Source organism: Streptomyces sp. NPDC026672, from assembly GCF_040638185.1.
GTDB lineage: Bacteria > Actinomycetota > Actinomycetes > Streptomycetales > Streptomycetaceae > Streptomyces.
The window spans coordinates 1-16,410 of record NZ_JBEZXS010000004.1; the positions used below are offsets into that span (position 1 = coordinate 1).

Sequence of the window (16,410 nt, forward strand, 5' to 3'; positions counted from 1 at the left end):
ACCGGCCCGCCCGACGTGCCGCCCCCCCCCGCCACCCCCACCCGTACCGCCGGGGTGGCGGGGGGCCCGCCCCGGGTCCACCGCGTCGCTCTTCCTGTTGGTGACATGGTTCGGCCGCGGTGGCGCTCCCCCTGTGCGCGCCGCCGCGGCCGGTCCCCCGTCGGGCTGGTGTCAGGCGGTCTCGCCGGAGGCGTGGTTGTCCTGGACCGTGACCTTGCCGCCGGAGGCGTGGTTGTCGAGCGTGGTCACCTCGTCCTCGGGCTTCGGGGCCGCCGTCTCCTTCGCGGCCGCGAGGAGACCCTCCTCGACGACGGAGGCGTGGTTGTCGAGCGGCTTGAGGACGTCGTCGTTCTTCTCGGCGTGAGCCATGATCATCAACTCCAGCGATTTTGTGCTGCACAGGACGGAGCGGCCCGTCCGACGACTCCCCCGAGGGCCGTCGGACGGGCGCATGAAGGCCGCTCACCCTAAACGGTGGAGCCTCTCCGCGATCCGCCTGCCCCCCGACGCGACGGATCGACGCAGTCAGTCTGGCGAGGGACGATAAACAAACGATGAACGGTCCCCCGGCACGCGCTCCCGGCCGTCGCTACGCGGCGGGCAGCGGAGCCAGCAGACCGCGGACCTCCTCCGCCTCGACGGACCCCAACCGCTCGTAGATGGACAGGGCTTCGCGCCAGCACGCGTCGGCCCGCCCGGACTGGCCGAGCGCCAGGAGGGCCCTCCCGAGGACGGTGAGCACCGTGCCGCGGCGCCACTCCCCGCCGATGCCGCGCAGCGCGATCGCCTGCTCCGCGTGGCTCGCCGCCTGGGCGAAGCGGTGCCCCGCGAGGTGCACCTCCGCGATCCGGAAGTGGGTGACGCCCTCCCAGAGGGGCTGGCGGTTGTCGTGGAACAGGGCCAGCGCGTCGGTGAGTTGGGCCAGCGCCTCGACGAGCCGGCCCGCCTGGGTCAGCGCGATGCCGAGGGCGTACCGGCCGTTGGCCAGCCGCAGGGTGAGGCCCATGCGGTCGTAGATGTCGATGCCCTGCTGCGCGAGTTCGATGGCGCTGTCCGTACGCCCCATGGCCAGCCGGATCCGCGACAGGTTGCACAACGCGCTGGCCTCGCCCACGTCGTTGCCGTCGGCGCGGAAGTTGTCGATGGCCTGCTGGAGGTAGCGCTCGCCGTCGGCGTGCCTGCTCTGGTAGATCGCGATGATCCCGCGGTCGTTGGGCGCCCAGCAGCTGGGCAGCGGGTCCCGGGCCTCGTCGGCCAGTTCCATCGCGAGCCGCGCCTCGTCGTCCGCCTCGTGGAAGCGGCCCGCCACGAGGTGCACGTTCGTCAGCGCGGTGCGGGCCCGGGCCTCGGCCCGCGAGTCCCCGGCCAGACGGGCCGCGTCCCGCAGGGAGAGGGCGGCCACCTCGTACCCGCGCGCGTTGGCGCCCGACTCCGCCAGGTCCTTCGTCGCCCACAGGAGGTCGACGGCCCGGCGCAGCACGGCGGCCCCGGTCGACTGGCGCACACACGCCATGAGGCAGTTCGCCTCGGTGTAGAGCCAGTCCTGCGCGGCGCGCGGCGTCGTGAAGACCAGCCCGGGATAGGAGGTCGGCTCCAGGTGGTGGACCAGCCGGTCGCCCGGCCGCTCCATGGCGTAGACCCGGGAAGCGGTCGCCAGGTAGAAGTCCAGCAGCCGGGACAGGGCCGCCTCCCGCCCGCTGGGCGGCCACTCGTCCCGCTCCGCGCAGGCCCGCGCGTACAGCCGCACCAGGTCGTGGAAGCGGTACCGTCCCGGCGCCGCCGACTCCAGCAGCGACGTGTCGACCAGGGACTCCAGCAGGTCCTCGGTGTCCTCCGCGGCGAGGTCCAGCATCGCGGCGGCCGCGGCCAGCGAGATGTCGGGGCCGTCCGCCAGGCCGAGGAGGCGGAAGGCCCGGGACTGGGCGGTGTCCAGGGCTCCGTAGCCGAGTTCGAACGTGGCCTTGACCGCCAGGTCGCCCGCCTGGAGCTCGTCCAGCCGGCGGCGTTCGTCCGCGAGCTTCGCCGCCAGCACCGACACCGTCCACGTCCGCCGCGCGGCCAGCCGGGACGCCGCGATCCGGATGGCAAGCGGCAGGAAGCCGCACGCCGCCACCACGTCGAGCGCGGCCTCCCGCTCCGCAGCCACCCGCTCCTCGCCCACGATCTTCGTGAACAGGGACAGCGCCTCGTCCGGAGACATCACGTCCAGGTCCACCAGGTGCGCGCCCGCCAGGTCGACCATCCGCACCCGGGACGTCACCAGCGCCGCGCAGCCCTCCGTGCCGGGCAGCAGGGGCCGTACCTGCGCCGCGTCCTTCGCGTTGTCGAGCAGCACCAGCACCCGCCGCCCGTCCAGCACCGACCGGTACAGCGCCGCCCGTTCCTCCAGCGAGTCCGGGATCGCCGGGTCCGGGGTGCCGAGCGCCCGCAGGAACGATCCCAGCACCGTCTCCGGTTCGGCCGCGCGCGGCCCGGCGCCCTGGAGGTCGACGTACAACTGCCCGTCGGGGAAGGCCGTACGGGCCCCGTGGGCGACGTGCACCGCGAGCGTCGTCTTGCCGACGCCCCCGATCCCCGCGAGCGCCGACACGGCCATCACCCGGCCCTCCGCCGACGCCAGCACCGCGCTCAGCTCGTCCACGAACGCCGCCCGCCCCGTGAAGTCGGGCACGGTCGCCGGGAGTTGGGCGGGCCGCACCGGCACCACCGCGGGCTCCGCGGCCGGCGCCGAGGGCTCGGCGAGCGCCGGGTCGGCCTGGAGGATGCGCTGCTGGAGCTCCCGCAGGCCCGGCCGCGGGTCCACGCCGAGCTCCTCCGCGAGCAGCCGCCGGGTGTCGGCGTAGGCGGCGAGGGCCTCGGCCTGGCGGCCCGACCGGTACAGCGCCAGCATCAGCAGCTCGCGCAGCCGCTCCCGCAGCGGATGCGCCGCGGTCAGCGCCGTCAACTCCGAGACGGCCTCCGCGTGGCAGCCCTGCTCCAGGTCCATGTCCAGCCGGGATTCGAGCAGTTGCAGCCGCCACTCCTCCAACCGGACGCGCTGCCCCTCGGCGTACGGCCCCGGCACCCCGGCCAGCGGCTCGCCGTCCCACAGCGCCAGCGCCCGGTTCAGCGTCCGCCTGGCCCGGGTGAGGTCCCCGGTGCCGCGCGCCTTCTCCGCCTCCGCGGCGAGGTCCTGCGCGGCGGCCAGGTCGAGGGCGCCCTCGCGCAGTCCGCGCACCGCGTAGCCCCCGGACTCGCTGACCAGCACACCGGGGTCCAGGATCTTGCGCAGCCGCGACGCGTACGTCCGCACCGCGGCCAGTGCCTGCGACGGCGGTTCGGTGCCCCACAGCGCGTCGATCAGCTCGGCGGCGGTCGCCGTGCGGCCCTCGCGCAGCAACAGGGCGGCCAGCAGGGCGCGTTGCTGGGGGGAGCCGGTGCTGAGGGGCTGCTCGCCCCGCCAGGCGCGCACGGGACCGAGCACGCTGAACCGCAGCACGTCCGCCGACTCCACGACGGAGCCGGTGCGCCGCTGGTCCGGTACTCGCGGTCCACCGTCCATGCGTTCGTCCCCCTAGGCATCCCGAACAACTACGTCAGTTTGCCTTGTTCCGGGCAGTCGCGTCAGCCGTGGGAGACGCCGATCACAGGGCGGCGCACGGGAGTCCACAGGGCCCTCACACGCTCTCCGCACGGACCTGCGGCTCAGTCGTCCAGGTCGACCCGCACCGTCAGCAGGCCGGTGCCGAAGGTCCGTACCGCGAGGCCGTTCATCCGGGGCAGCGTGGCCAGGCGGGCCACCGGGTCGTCGTCGGGCAGGAGGCGCGCGGTGCCGGTGTGCCAGCGGCCCCCGACCCGGACGCGGACCCGCGGGTCGGCCTGGATGTTGCGCACGTACTGGGACCGGGTGCCGAACTCCGAGACGAGCCAGAAGACGTGCCCGGTCCGGCGTCCGCCCACGGGGGTGCGCCGGGGCCGGCCCGAGACCCGGCCGGTGGTCTCCAGCAGCGTCTGGAAGGGCACCCGCCGCATCACGGGGTTGAGCACACGCTGGAACGCGATGACGGCGCGGTGCCGGCGGTCGGCGGTCGGGGACATGGGGGGCCTCCCGGAACGGGGTCGGTGGGTGCGAAGGTACGCCCGTGCACCCCTTCCACGCCTTCCACGCCGAAGACATCCGTACCCCGCGGCTGGATCTCGTCCCGCTGCGCGTCGAGCACGCCGACGAGATGGCCGCGGTGCTCGCCGACCCGGCCCTGCACGCCTTCATCGGCGGCCGGTCGGCCGGTCCGGCCGAGTTGGCGGCCCGCTACCGCCGCCTCACCGCGGGCTCCCCCGACCCGACGGTCGTCTGGCTCAACTGGGTTGTCCGCCTGCGCGACGAGAACCACCTCACGGGCACGGTCCAGGCGACGGTCACCTTGGCCCCCGGCGCCGCTCCGGTGGTCCCCGGCCCGGCGGGCGCGACGGCCGCTCCGGGCGCGACGGAGACCACCGTCACCCCGGACCGGGTGGAGCCGGCCGTGCTGCCGGGCCCGGCGGAAGCCGCCCGCGCGGCGACCCCCGTCGAGGCGGCCCTCCTCCCCGGTGCGGTGGCCGAGGTCGCCTGGGTCGTCGGGGCCGCGTGGCAGGGGCGGGGGATCGCCTCGGAGGCCGCCGGGGCGCTGGTCGCGTGGCTGGGGCGGCGGGCCGTCGGGACGGTCGTCGCCCATGTGCACCCGGCCCACCTGGCCTCGGCCGCGGTGGCCGCGCGGGCCGGACTCACCCCCACGGCCGAGACACAGAACGGCGAGACCCGCTGGGTCCTCACCCGGGGGATTTCGCGTTCGCTGTCCTGGTGACCTGGTGGGCCGGGCTGTCTGCACGGTCGAGGCGCAGGACGGTGAGGCCCGCTGGGTTCTGATCCGGGGGATTTCGTGCTCGCTGTCCTGGTGACCTGGTGGGCTGGGCTGTCTGCACGGTCGAGGCGCAGGACGGCGAGGCCCGCTGGGTTCTGGCCCGGGGGATTTCGCGTTCGCTGTCCTGGTGACCTGGTGGGTCGGGCTGTCCGCACGGTCGAGGCGCAGGACGGTGAGGCCCGCTGGGTTCTGATCCGGGGGATTTCGCGCTCGCCGTCCCGGTGACCCTCGCGCCGGTCGTCGCGTCGGCTCCCGGCCGTATCGTCCCGGTGGCCTCCGGCCTCGCCGTCCGGTCCCCCACCCAGCCGTCCCCGTGCCCCCGGCCCATGGACCCGGACCCACTGGCCGCCCCCGTGGCTTCCGGCCCGCAGCCCCCGGCTCCTCGGGCGCGCCCCCGGCCGGTGAGGTCGAGCGCGCCCGGCCGACGGACCGGAGCGTGCCCGGCCGAGGGAGCCGAGCGTGCCCGGTCGACGGAGTCAATCGTGCCCGGCCGACGGAGCCGAGCGTGCCCGCCGGCCGACGGAGTCAGCGGTGGCCGAGGAAGATCGGGTTCGTCAGGGCCGCCAGGGCGCCGGGCAGCGGCCCCGCCGCGGCCTCGTGCCGGACCTCCGCGCGCACGTACGCGGCGTACGACGGCGTCGTCCGCCACTCCAGCACGCCCGAGCCCGACACCGGCAGCGGGTCCCCGGTCAGCAGGACCCCCTCGTCGGTGACGAAGCGGACCGTGCAGCGCGGCGCCCCCGACACCTCCAGACGGACCGTCACCGGGGTGTCGGCGGCCACCTCCAGGCGTTCCCCGATCCCGGCCCGTTGGCCCCGGCCACCGGTCGCGGTGAACGCCAGCGAGACCTTCGAGGACTCGACGACGTACGACCGTCCGGCCCGGATGCCGTCCTGGATCGCCTCCCGGGTCAGGCCGTCGGCGAGGACCACGGTCTGCGGCAGCCCCACCACGTCGGGATCGCGGTGCGCGTCGCTGTTGCCCATCGCCGGCAGCCAGTCCGTCCGCCCGGCCCGCACCGACGCCACCAACTGCCCGTCCCAGGCGGCCAGCGCGACCTCGTCGTCGGCCGTGTACGGCCCGTTCCACACCTCGACCGCGTCCGCCTCGCCGAAGCCGAACTTCCAGGAGCAGCCGACGCACGTGGCGTGCGGATGCGCCGGGACGACCAGGCCACCGGCGCGGCGGATCTCCCGGGCGAACCGGCCGAAGCGGTTGTCGCGGGCCCGGTAGCGCCAGTCCACGAAGGTGCCCGGTTCGGTGCCGAGGGCGACCACGTGGCCGTTGCGGGTGGTCACCTCCTCACCCACCATGATCAGCAGGTCGTCGCCCGCCTCCGCGGCCCACGCCGGGTGCGCCGCGTGCGTGTTGTGGTCGGAGCTGTTGATGAAGTCCAGGCCCGCCGCCCGCGCCAGCGCCGCGATCTCGGCCGGGGTGCGGCGTCCGTCGGAGTACCAGGAGTGCAGGTGGCAGTCGCCCCGGTACCAGGCCCGGCCCCGCCCCGCGGCCCGCTCCGGCGGGTACACGGGCCGGACCGGGGTGCCGGGTGCGCCGTACGTCAGCGTGATCGTCAGCTCGTAGCCGAGGCCCTGCGGGGCCACCGTGTAGGGGCCGAGCACGACGTGCCAGGTGCCCTTGCCCACCGGGCCGGGCACATAGCCGGGCGTGGCGTCGTCGGCGCGCAGGAAGAACTCGGTGCGGGCGCCGCCCGACCAGCCCCGGAAGCCCCGGCCGCCCAGATCGGTGCCGTGCTGGTCGAAGATCCCGATGTCCAGCGCGTTGCCGGCGGTCCCGGCCGGCACGGTGGGTCTGTCGTAGGTGTAGGAGACCTTGATCTCCTGTACGCCGGCCGGGACTTCGACCGGTACGTACACATAGTCGGGGGAGCCCGGCGGCAGGGTGCCGCGCACCGTCCGGGTCTCCTGGTCCTGGCCGTCCGCAGCCGCGAAGTTCATGGTCCCCAACGTAAGCGCGGCGGCGGCACCCGTCACGAACAGAGCGCGCCTGCCGAAGCCCTTCGTGTCCTCGTCCATGGCCGCCACTGTCGGGGACAGGGGTGAACTCCCGTGGAAGAAAGCCGTGAAAGAAAGAAGAAGACCCCACTCGGGCGCAGTGCCGACCGGTCGGTATGGACATCGCCGTCACGCCCCGGTACAGATGGGTCATGCGCATTGCCGTCACGATCTTCCTCACCGACGAGACCATCGCCCCGGTGCCCCTGGCCCGCGAGCTGGAACAGCGCGGCTTCGCCGGGCTGTACGTCCCCGAGCACACCCACATCCCCGTCGAGCGGACCACTCCGTACCCGGCCGGCGGCGAACTGCCGCGCGAGTACGGCCGCACCCTCGACCCGTTCGTCGCCCTCGGACAGGCCGCCGCCGTCACCGAACGCCTCGGCCTCGGCACCGGCATCACCCTCGTCGCGCAGCACGACCCGATCGACCTCGCCAAGCAGATCGCGACCCTCGACCACCTCTCCGGCGGCCGGTTCACCCTCGGCCTCGGCTTCGGCTGGAACGTGGAGGAGGCCGCCGACCACGGCGTGGAGTGGCGCACCCGGCGCGACCTCGGCCGGGACAGGCTGCGGCTGATGCGGGCCCTGTGGTCCGAGGAACCCACCGCCTACGAGGGGGAGTTCGGCAGCGTGCGGGCGAGCCACGCCCACCCCAAGCCGGTGCAGAAGCCGCGCGGCCCGCTGGTCGGCCCGCGCACGCTCGTCGGCGGGGCCGCCGGGCCCAAGCTGTTCGCGTCCATCGCCGAGTACGCCGACGGCTGGCTGCCGATCGGCGGGCGCGGGCTGACCGAGTCCCTGCCGGTCCTGCGGTCCGTGTGGGCGGACGCCGGCCGCGACCCGGCCGCCCTCCAGGTGGTCCCGTACGCGATCGTCCCGACCCCGGGCAAGCTGGCGCACTACGCGGAGTTGGGCATCGAGGAGGTCGTGGTGCAACTGCCGGCGGCGGGGGAGGCGGAGGTGTTCCGGGCTCTGGACGCATACGCCGAATACTTGTAAACAGGGGACGACTTGTCCCACCAGGGGCGCGGGGAACTGCGCGCCCGGCTACAGCGGGCCCGCACCCGACAACGTACCGTCGAGACCACGCACCCTCGTCCCGGCTGAACCGGCGGAGCCGCTACGTATGCTCGAAGGATGACGATTTCCGCGACAGCCGGAACCGGCCCCACCGAGAACTCCATGCGTCGCGCCCTCAAACGCGCCCGGGACGGCGTCGCCCTCGACGTCTCCGAGGCGGCGGTCCTGCTCCAGGCGCGCGGCGAGGCCCTCGACGACCTCGCCGCGTCGGCGGCCCGGGTGCGGGACGCGGGTTTGGAGGCGGCCGGCCGGCCCGGTGTCATCACCTATTCGAAGAGCGTCTTCCTGCCCCTCACCCGGCTGTGCCGGGACACCTGCCACTACTGCACCTTCGTCACCGTGCCCGGCAAGCTGCGCCGCGCGGGGCACGGAATGTTCATGTCGCCCGACGAGGTCCTCGACATCGCCCGCAAGGGCGCCGCGCTCGGGTGCAAGGAAGCCCTGATCACCCTCGGCGACAAGCCCGAGGACCGCTGGCCCGAGGCGCGCGAATGGCTCGATGCGCACGGTTACGACGACACCATCGCCTACGTCCGGGCCATCTCCGTCCGCATCCTGGAGGAGACCGGCCTGCTGCCGCACCTGAACCCGGGGGTGCTGTCCTGGACCGACTTCCAGCGCCTCAAGCCCGTCGCGCCGTCCATGGGCATGATGCTGGAGACCACCGCGACCCGTCTGTGGTCCGAGCCCGGCGGCCCCCATTACGGCTCCCCGGACAAGGAACCCGCCGTCCGGCTGCGGGTCCTGGAGGACGCCGGCCGCTCCTCGGTGCCCTTCACCTCCGGAATCCTCCTCGGCATCGGCGAAACGTACGAGGAGCGTGCCGAGTCGCTGTTCGCGCTGCGCAAGGTCGCCCGCGCCCACCACGGCGTCCAGGAACTGATCATCCAGAACTTCCGCGCCAAGCCGGACACGGCGATGCGCGGCATGCCCGACGCCGAACTGGACGAGCTGGTCGCCGCGGTGGCCGTCGCCCGGCACGTCATGGGCCCGGCCGCCTGCCTCCAGGCCCCCCCGAACCTCGTGGACAGTGAGTACGAGCGGCTCATCGGTGCCGGCATCGACGACTGGGGCGGTGTCTCGCCCCTCACCATCGACCACGTCAACCCCGAACGCCCCTGGCCCCGGATCGAGGAGCTGGCCGCCCGTTCGGCCGCGGCCGGCTTCGAGCTGCGCGAACGGCTGTGCGTGTACCCGGAGTTCGTGACCCGCGGCGAGCCCTGGCTGGATGTGCGGCTGCTGCCGCACGTGCGGGCGCTCGCCGACCCCGACACCGGCCTCGCCCTCCCGGACGCCGTGGTGGAGGGCCGGCCCTGGCAGGAGCCCGAGGAGGTCTTCACCGCCACGGGCCGCACCGACCTGCACACCACCATCGACACCCAGGGCCGTACCTCCGACCGGCGCGACGACTTCGACGTGGTGTACGGCGACTGGGACGCCCTGCGCGAGGCCGCCGCCCCCGGCATGCTGCCCGAACGCATCGACACCGATGTGCGCGCGGCCCTCGTGACCGCCGCCGACGACCCGACGCGCCTCACCGACGAGCAGGCGCTGGCCCTGTTCCACGCCGACGGCCCGGCGCTGGACGCGCTGTGCCGGGTCGCCGACGACGTGCGCAGCTCGGCGGTGGGCGACGAGGTCACGTACATCGTCACCCGGAACATCAACTTCACCAACGTCTGCTACACCGGCTGCCGTTTCTGCGCCTTCGCCCAGCGCCGCACCGACGCCGACGCCTACACCCTCTCCCTGGACCAGGTCGCCGACCGGGCCCAACAGGCGTGGGACGTGGGCGCCGTCGAGGTCTGCATGCAGGGCGGCATCCACCCCGACCTGCCCGGCACCGCCTACTTCGACATCGCGCGGGCGGTCAAGGAGCGGGTCCCCGGCATGCACGTGCACGCCTTCTCGCCGATGGAGGTCGTCAACGGCGCCACCCGCACCGGCCTGTCGATCCGCGAGTGGCTCACCGCCGCCAAGGAAGCCGGACTCGACACCATCCCGGGCACCGCCGCCGAGATCCTCGACGACGAGGTCCGCTGGATCCTCACCAAGGGCAAACTGCCCGCCGCCACCTGGACCGAGGTCATCACCACCGCCCACGAACTGGGCATCCGCTCCTCCTCGACCATGATGTACGGCCATGTCGACCAGCCCCGCCACTGGCTCGGCCACCTGCGCACCCTCGCCTCCATCCAGCAGCGGACCGGCGGATTCACCGAGTTCGTCACCCTGCCCTTCATCCACACCAACGCCCCCGTCTACCTCGCCGGCATCGCCCGCCCCGGCCCCACCATGCGCGACAACCGCGCCGTGACCGCGATGGCCCGACTGCTGCTCCACCCGCACATCCCCAACATCCAGACCAGCTGGGTCAAACTCGGCGCGGACGGCGCGGCGGAGATGCTCCGCTCCGGCGCCAACGACCTCGGCGGCACCCTCATGGAAGAAACGATCTCCCGCATGGCGGGCTCCTCCTACGGCTCCTACAAGTCCGTACGCGACCTGATCGCCGTCGCGGAGGCGGCGGGCCGCCCGGCGAGGCCCCGCACGACCCTGTACGGAGAGGTGCCCGAGGAGCGCCGCCGGGCCGCGGACGCGTCGGACGGACACCTGCCCGCGCTGCTGCCGGTGCTGGACTGAGGGACGCCTCGGAGGGCCGGACGGTCGCAGTACGATGATCCGACCCTTGTTCGACGGGGGCCCCGCGATTCGGCCGGGGCCCCTTAGCTGAGGAGATACGCACCCGTGGCTGCCCGACTGCCCTCGTGGGCCTGGGTCACCGGACTGACGGTGGGGGCGACCGTCGCCGTCGTCGCCCTCGCCGTGCAGGCCGACAAGGGTCCGCACCCGACCGCCGCGACGGCGCGGCCCAGCGCCTCCGCGTCGGCGCACCCCACGTCGAAACCGAAGCCGCCGGCCGCCCCCGCGGTGCCCTCGGCCTCGGGCACCGGACGCCGGATCGTCTACTCGATCGGGCAGAAGCGGCTGTGGACGGTGGACGCGAGCGACAAGACGATGCGCACGTTCGCGGTCTGGCCGGGGACGGTGGCGCCGGACGCCGGGACGTACACCGTCTCCAACCGCGTCGAGGGCCCGAAACCCGGCTCGGACGGCGTGCAGATCGAGCACATCCAGTACTTCGGCGCCAACAAGGCCGGAGTGAACTTCGCCTTCTCCAACGCCGTCGACGGCTCGTCCCCGCCGCCCGCGAACGGTGTCCAGACCAGCGGCATCCGGATGCACAAGGCGGACGGCGCGGCGCTCTGGGCGTTCGGGACGACCGGGACGAAGGTCACCGTCGTCGAGTGAGCGCGGCCACAACCGACCGCTTGCGGTCGCTCGGCTCCTGATCGACGTACCGTTTTGCCCCCTGAACCGATCGTTCCAGGTCGATTACAGTGCTGAACCGAGGTAGGTGCGGACGGTGGCGCTGAGGAGGTCTGGGTGGGTGCGACGTCCGGTGCCGTCTGGGGCCGCGCCGAGCAACAGGACTTCCGCAGCAGGGTGCGCGGCACCCTGCTCGGCGTGGCCGTGGGCGACGCGCTCGGGGCGCCGGCCGACGCCCTCGCGGTGGAGGAGATCCGGTCCGTGTACGGCGCGGAGGGCGTCGCCGACCTCTCCCACGGCCTCGGCGGCCGGGGCGCCGTCACGCACCACACCCAGCTCACCCTGTTCACGGTGGACGGGCTGATCCGCGCCCAGGTCCGCCGCGACACCGGTGCCTGGCACCCGCCGACCGATCTGCACCGGGCGTATCTGCGCTGGGCGGTCACCCAGCGGGACTGGGGCCCCGACGAGCGCCGCGCCGAGGACGGCTGGCTGGCCCGCGAGGAGTGGCTCTACGCCCGGCGCGATCCGACGCGCCCGCTGCTGATCGGGTTCGGGGACACCACCATGGGCACTCTGGAGTCGCCCAAGAACCCGGCGGCGACCGGCCCGGAGGCGGTGGCCCGGTCGGCGCCGTTCGGACTGCTGGTCGGCTGGGAACCACAGCTCGTGGCGCAGCTCGCCGTGGAGTGCGCGACGCAGACCCACGGGCACTCGACCGCCTATCTGTCGGCCGGCGCGTACGCGGTGATCGTGCACGGGCTGGCCCGCGGCGAGGGGCTGGACGGCGCCGTGCAGCGGGCGCTCGCGCTGCTCGCCGCGCGCCCCGGTCACCAGCCGGTCTCGGACGCGCTCCAGCACGCCCTCGGGGCGGTGCGGCAGGGGATGCCGACCCCGGCGCGGGTCGAGGAGCTGGGCGGCGGGGGCACGGCGGACGGTCAGCTGGCGGTCGCGGTGTACTGCGCGCTGGTGGGGGAGGACGTACGGCACGGGCTGTGTCTCGCGGTGAACCAGGGCGGCCCGTCCGGGGCGGCGGGCGCGCTCACCGGGGGCCTGCTGGGCGCCCTGCACGGCGAGACGGCGCTGCCCCCGGCCTGGCTGGCCGAGGTGGAGGGGCGGCCCACGATCCTGGAACTGGCCGACGACTTCGCCATGGAGATGACCCAGGGCCCGGCCCTGCACAGCCCGGCGGGCGCGTCCCCGGCCTGGCTGACCCGCTATCCGCGGGCCTGAACCCGGCCCGGGTACGGCGACGGGCGGTCGCTCCCCCGCGGAGCGACCGCCCGTCTTCGTGCCGTACCGCTACGCCTCCTTGGGCGTGGCTCCGGCCGGCTGCGGGACCGCCGCGGCCGCCGAGTCGTCGTCCGTGTTGATCCGCTCGATCAGGGCGTCGCGCTCGGGGGTGTCCTCGGGCTTCACGTAGCCGATCACGATGTACAGGACCAGGGAGACGGCCAGCGGGATCGAGACCTGGTACTGGAGCGGCACACCGCCCTCGACGCTCCAGTTGATCGGGTAGTTGACCAGCCAGAACGCCAGCAGGCCCGCCGCCCAGCTGGTGAGCGCCGCCGTCGGGCCGGACTTGCGGAAGGTCCGCAGCAGACCGAGCATCATCGGGATCGCGATCGGGCCCATGAGGCCGGCGACCCACTTGATGACGACCGTGATGATGTCCTTGAACGTGGGCGAGTTGACCTGGGTGGCCACGGCCATCGAGAGCCCGAGGAACACCACGGTGGTCACCCGCGCCGCGATCAGCCCGCTGCGCTCGCCCCAGCTCCGCGCCCGCTGCGACAGCACCGGCGCCACGTCCCGGGTGAAGACGGCCGCGATGGCGTTGGCGTCGGAGGAGCACATGGCCATGGTGTGCGAGAAGAAGCCGACGATGACCAGGCCGAGCAGACCGTGCGGCAGCAGCTGTTCGGTCATCAGCGCGTACGAGTCGGAGCCGTCAGGCTTCTGGGCCTGCACCAGCAGCGGCGACATCCACATCGGGAAGAACAGCACGACCGGCCACACCAGCCAGAGGATCGCCGACAGCCGCGCGGACCGCGCCGCCTCCCGCGGGGTGGCCGTCGCCATGTAGCGCTGGGCCTGGTTGAGCATGCCGCCGTTGTACTCGAACAGCTTGATGAAGAGGAACGCCAGCAGGAACACCGTGCCGTACGGCCCGACCAGTGGCTTGCCGTGGCCCTGGAGCGCGGGCTCGTCCCACGCGCCGAAGAAGCCGATGCCCCGGTCGTCCAGCTTCAGCACGACCGCGACGAACATCGACAGACCGGCCAGCAACTGGATGACGAACTGGCCGAGTTCGGTCAGCGCGTCCGCCCACAGACCGCCGATCGTGCAGTACACGGCGGTGATCGCGCCGGTGATGAGGATGCCCTGGTTCAGCGAGACACCCGTGAAGACGGACAACAGGGTCGCGATCGCCGCCCACTTGGCGCCCACGTCCACGATCTTCAGCAGCATGCCGGACCAGGCGAGCGCCTGCTGCGTGGAGAGGTTGTAGCGGTTCTTCAGGTACTCCAGCGGGGAGGCCACGTGGAGCCGGGAGCGCAGCCGGTTGATCCGGGGCGCGAACAGCCGCGAGCCGATGGCGATGCCGAGGGCGATCGGGAACGACCAGGTGACGAAGGAGGTGACGCCGTAGGTGTAGGCGATGCCGGCGTACCCGGTGAACATCACCGCGCTGTAGCCCGACATGTGGTGCGAGATGCCGGACAGCCACCAGGGCATCTTGCCGCCGGCCGTGAAGAAGTCGCTGACGTTGTCCACACGCTTGTGCGACCAGACGCCGATCGCGACCATCACGCCGAAGTAGCCGATGAGCACGGCCCAGTCGAGCCCGTTCATGTGCCCCCCTTCCAGGGTCCGCCTTGTGAACTCCACTCAGCTGGACGGCACTTCGCATGAGCGGAGCGGGGACGGGGAAGGCCGCGAAGTGCCCGCTCATCGTGGGTGCGTTTACGAGGGCACGACAAGCAAGCGTAAGGTCAAGAGCAAGTAAAAATGTTCGGCTTGCTGACCTTGGTTCATCCATATGAACGCGATCGGGTGGGGAAAGAGACGAAAAGACCGGACGAAAAGGGCCAGGCGAAAAGGGCCGGACGAAAAAGGCCGGACGGAAATGTTCCGTCCGGCCTTCTTCCGTCCGCCCTCACCTCACTTGAGCTCCTCCGGACACGGGGTGCCCCGCGGCAGCTGGTACGGCGCCGCCAGCCGGTACGTCCCCGCCCGCGGGGCGAGCAGCGTCGTCCACTTGTCGCCGTCGGCGTCCTCCTCCGTCTCCGCGAGGCAGCCGTTGGCGTTGGTGTACGTCTTCGGCATGCCCTCGGGGCGGTGCTTGGACTCCTCCGTCTCCTGCGGCGCTTTCAGGCTCTTGCCGTCCGCGTCGACGATGCTCAGCCACGGCGAGTACGGGATGCGGATGAGCACCCGGCCCGCGCTGCGGACCTCGATCGTCAGCTCGCCCTGCTCCGCCCGGTCCACGACCGCGTCCGGCTCGGCGAGCGGCGTCGGGTCCGTCACCCGGAACAGCTGCCAGTTGGCGTCGCCCCACACCTGCTTCAGGAACGGCATCCCGCGCTGGACCAGCTCCCGCTCCCGCTCCCCGCCGTCGCCGTCCGGCTCGCCCTTGGGCACGACGACGTAGTGCACCGCCCAGCGCCGCAGCCACTCGTGGTAGTTCGCCGAGTTGAGGGTGTCGTCGTAGAAGAGCGCGTTGCGCTCCATGTCGGCCTGGCGGTTCCAGCCGCGGGCCAGGTTCACGTACGGCGCGAGCGCGGACGCCTCGCGGTGCGAGCGGGACGGGACCACCTCGACGCGGCCCTTCTCGGCGCCGACCTGCTGGAGTTGGTTGACGAGCGGCGCGAGTTCCCGCGCCCAGGACGCGGCCGGGGTCGTGTGGACGGTGTCGTCGACCGACTTGAAGCCGATCCAGCCGGCGAACCCCACGGACACCAGCACCAGCGCGTACCACTTGCGCGAGCGCGGCACCGTGAACGGCAGCGCCGCGGCCAGCACCACCCCCGCGAACAGCATGGGGAGCCGGGAGATGTTCGACCCGATCTGCGAGCTCACCAGCCACACCAGGACCACGGCGAGGCTGTAGATCCCGGCCGTCAGCCGGACCGTCGTCCAGTCCCGGGGCACGAGGAACACGCAGAACAGGCCGTACAACAGCGGCAGTACGGCCGAGCCGAAGCCCATCGGCTGGGTCCCGGAGAACGGGAACAGCCAGGCCGACGCGGCCACGACGGCGGCCGGCGCGAGCCCCAGCGCCCAGGCGCCCGGACGGCGCCGCTGGAGGAACAGCGCCACCGCGACCAGGCCCACGAACAGTCCCGCGACCGGTGACGCCATGGTGGCGAGGGCGGCGAGCGGCGCGGCGACCAGCGCCTTCGCCCAGCGTTTGAAACGCCAGCGGTGCGGCCAGCAGAAGACGGCGGCGACCGCGCCCAGCGCGAACACCGTGCCCAGACCGAACGTGACCCGGCCCGACAGGGCGTTGCAGATCAGCGCGTAGACCCCGGCCAGCGAGGCCCACACCGGATAACGCACCGAGCGGCTGCGGACGAGGACCATCGTGAGCAGGCCCGCCGAGACCGTGCCGGCGATCATCATGGTCGTCCGCACGCCGAGCACCGACATCAGGTACGGCGAGACCACGCTGTACGACACCGGGTGCATGCCGCCGTACCAGGCGAGGTTGTACGCCGAGTCCGGGTGCCGGCCCACGAACTCCGCCCACGCGTCCTGCGCGGCGATGTCCCCACCGCTGTTCGCGAACGCGAAGAACCAGATGACGTGCAGCACTCCGGCGAGGCCCGCGGCGAACAGGGCGGGGTGGGCCAGGAGGTGGCCGTGGAGGGGGGCGAGGGCGGCACGGAGGCGGCTCGCCCCGGTGGCCGGAGGGGCCGCGGCCGACGGGCTGTCGGAGGGGCCGCCGGAGGGGCTGCCGGAGAGGGCGTCAGGCGCCGGGGCGGGGTCCCGGCCAGGGGTGTCGTGACCGTCCGTGGCGGGGGCGGGCAGGTGTATTCGCGGGCCGGATGCCGGGCCCGGTTCGGCGTCGTCTGCGCGTGTCGGCTCCGCAGTGGCCACCTGAAGGC

General features: G+C 73.2%; 11 protein-coding genes. 5 read left to right on the top strand and 6 right to left on the bottom strand.

The window, feature by feature from the left end:
• Window positions 1–171: 171 nt before the first annotated feature.
• The 3 genes from AB0F77_RS04895 to AB0F77_RS04905 all read right to left on the bottom strand — a co-directional run bounded on the left by AB0F77_RS04895 (window position 172) and on the right by AB0F77_RS04905 (window position 4,077).
• A complete protein-coding gene (locus tag AB0F77_RS04895) occupies window positions 172–369 on the bottom strand; it encodes a sigma-like protein (RefSeq protein ID WP_361941525.1) in 198 nt (65 codons plus the stop codon).
• Window positions 370–589: 220 nt separating this feature from the next.
• Window positions 590–3,541, bottom strand: coding sequence for a BTAD domain-containing putative transcriptional regulator (locus AB0F77_RS04900; RefSeq protein WP_361941528.1), 2,952 nt, complete (start codon window positions 3,539–3,541; stop codon window positions 590–592).
• A 143-nt stretch (window positions 3,542–3,684) separates the two neighbouring features.
• Complete coding sequence (locus AB0F77_RS04905; protein ID WP_361941531.1) at window positions 3,685–4,077, bottom strand: nitroreductase/quinone reductase family protein; 393 nt, start codon at window positions 4,075–4,077, stop codon at window positions 3,685–3,687.
• 44 nt (window positions 4,078–4,121) lie between these two features.
• Between AB0F77_RS04905 and AB0F77_RS04910 the strand changes: the two genes are divergently transcribed.
• Entirely contained in the window at window positions 4,122–4,820 is a 699-nt protein-coding gene (locus AB0F77_RS04910) for a GNAT family N-acetyltransferase (RefSeq protein ID WP_361941534.1), read from the top strand.
• A gap of 582 nt (window positions 4,821–5,402) precedes the next feature.
• Here the strand turns inward: AB0F77_RS04910 and AB0F77_RS04915 are convergent.
• Entirely contained in the window at window positions 5,403–6,911 is a 1,509-nt protein-coding gene (locus tag AB0F77_RS04915; protein ID WP_361941537.1) for a CehA/McbA family metallohydrolase, read from the bottom strand.
• A gap of 131 nt (window positions 6,912–7,042) precedes the next feature.
• On the opposite strand from AB0F77_RS04915, the gene AB0F77_RS04920 reads away from it, so the two are divergent.
• From AB0F77_RS04920 to AB0F77_RS04935, 4 genes are all read left to right on the top strand, one after another.
• Window positions 7,043–7,888: a TIGR03619 family F420-dependent LLM class oxidoreductase gene (locus AB0F77_RS04920; protein ID WP_361941540.1), complete on the top strand. Its 846-nt coding sequence runs from the start codon at window positions 7,043–7,045 to the stop codon at window positions 7,886–7,888.
• Between the two features lie 138 nt (window positions 7,889–8,026).
• A complete protein-coding gene (locus AB0F77_RS04925; RefSeq protein WP_361941543.1) occupies window positions 8,027–10,612 on the top strand; it encodes a bifunctional FO biosynthesis protein CofGH in 2,586 nt (861 codons plus the stop codon).
• Window positions 10,613–10,717: 105 nt separating this feature from the next.
• The gene (locus tag AB0F77_RS04930) at window positions 10,718–11,281 is read left to right on the top strand and encodes a hypothetical protein (RefSeq protein WP_361941546.1); all 564 of its coding nucleotides are present in this window, start codon (window positions 10,718–10,720) and stop codon (window positions 11,279–11,281) included.
• Window positions 11,282–11,416: 135 nt separating this feature from the next.
• Window positions 11,417–12,532: an ADP-ribosylglycohydrolase family protein gene (locus AB0F77_RS04935; RefSeq protein WP_361941549.1), complete on the top strand. Its 1,116-nt coding sequence runs from the start codon at window positions 11,417–11,419 to the stop codon at window positions 12,530–12,532.
• 69 nt (window positions 12,533–12,601) lie between these two features.
• On the opposite strand, the gene AB0F77_RS04940 is transcribed toward AB0F77_RS04935, so the two are convergent.
• Both AB0F77_RS04940 and AB0F77_RS04945 read right to left on the bottom strand, forming a co-directional pair.
• Window positions 12,602–14,155: a sodium:solute symporter family protein gene (locus AB0F77_RS04940; protein ID WP_361941552.1), complete on the bottom strand. Its 1,554-nt coding sequence runs from the start codon at window positions 14,153–14,155 to the stop codon at window positions 12,602–12,604.
• Window positions 14,156–14,464: 309 nt separating this feature from the next.
• Window positions 14,465–16,402: an MFS transporter gene (locus AB0F77_RS04945; RefSeq protein ID WP_361941555.1), complete on the bottom strand. Its 1,938-nt coding sequence runs from the start codon at window positions 16,400–16,402 to the stop codon at window positions 14,465–14,467.
• Between the last annotated feature and the right edge of the window lie 8 nt (window positions 16,403–16,410).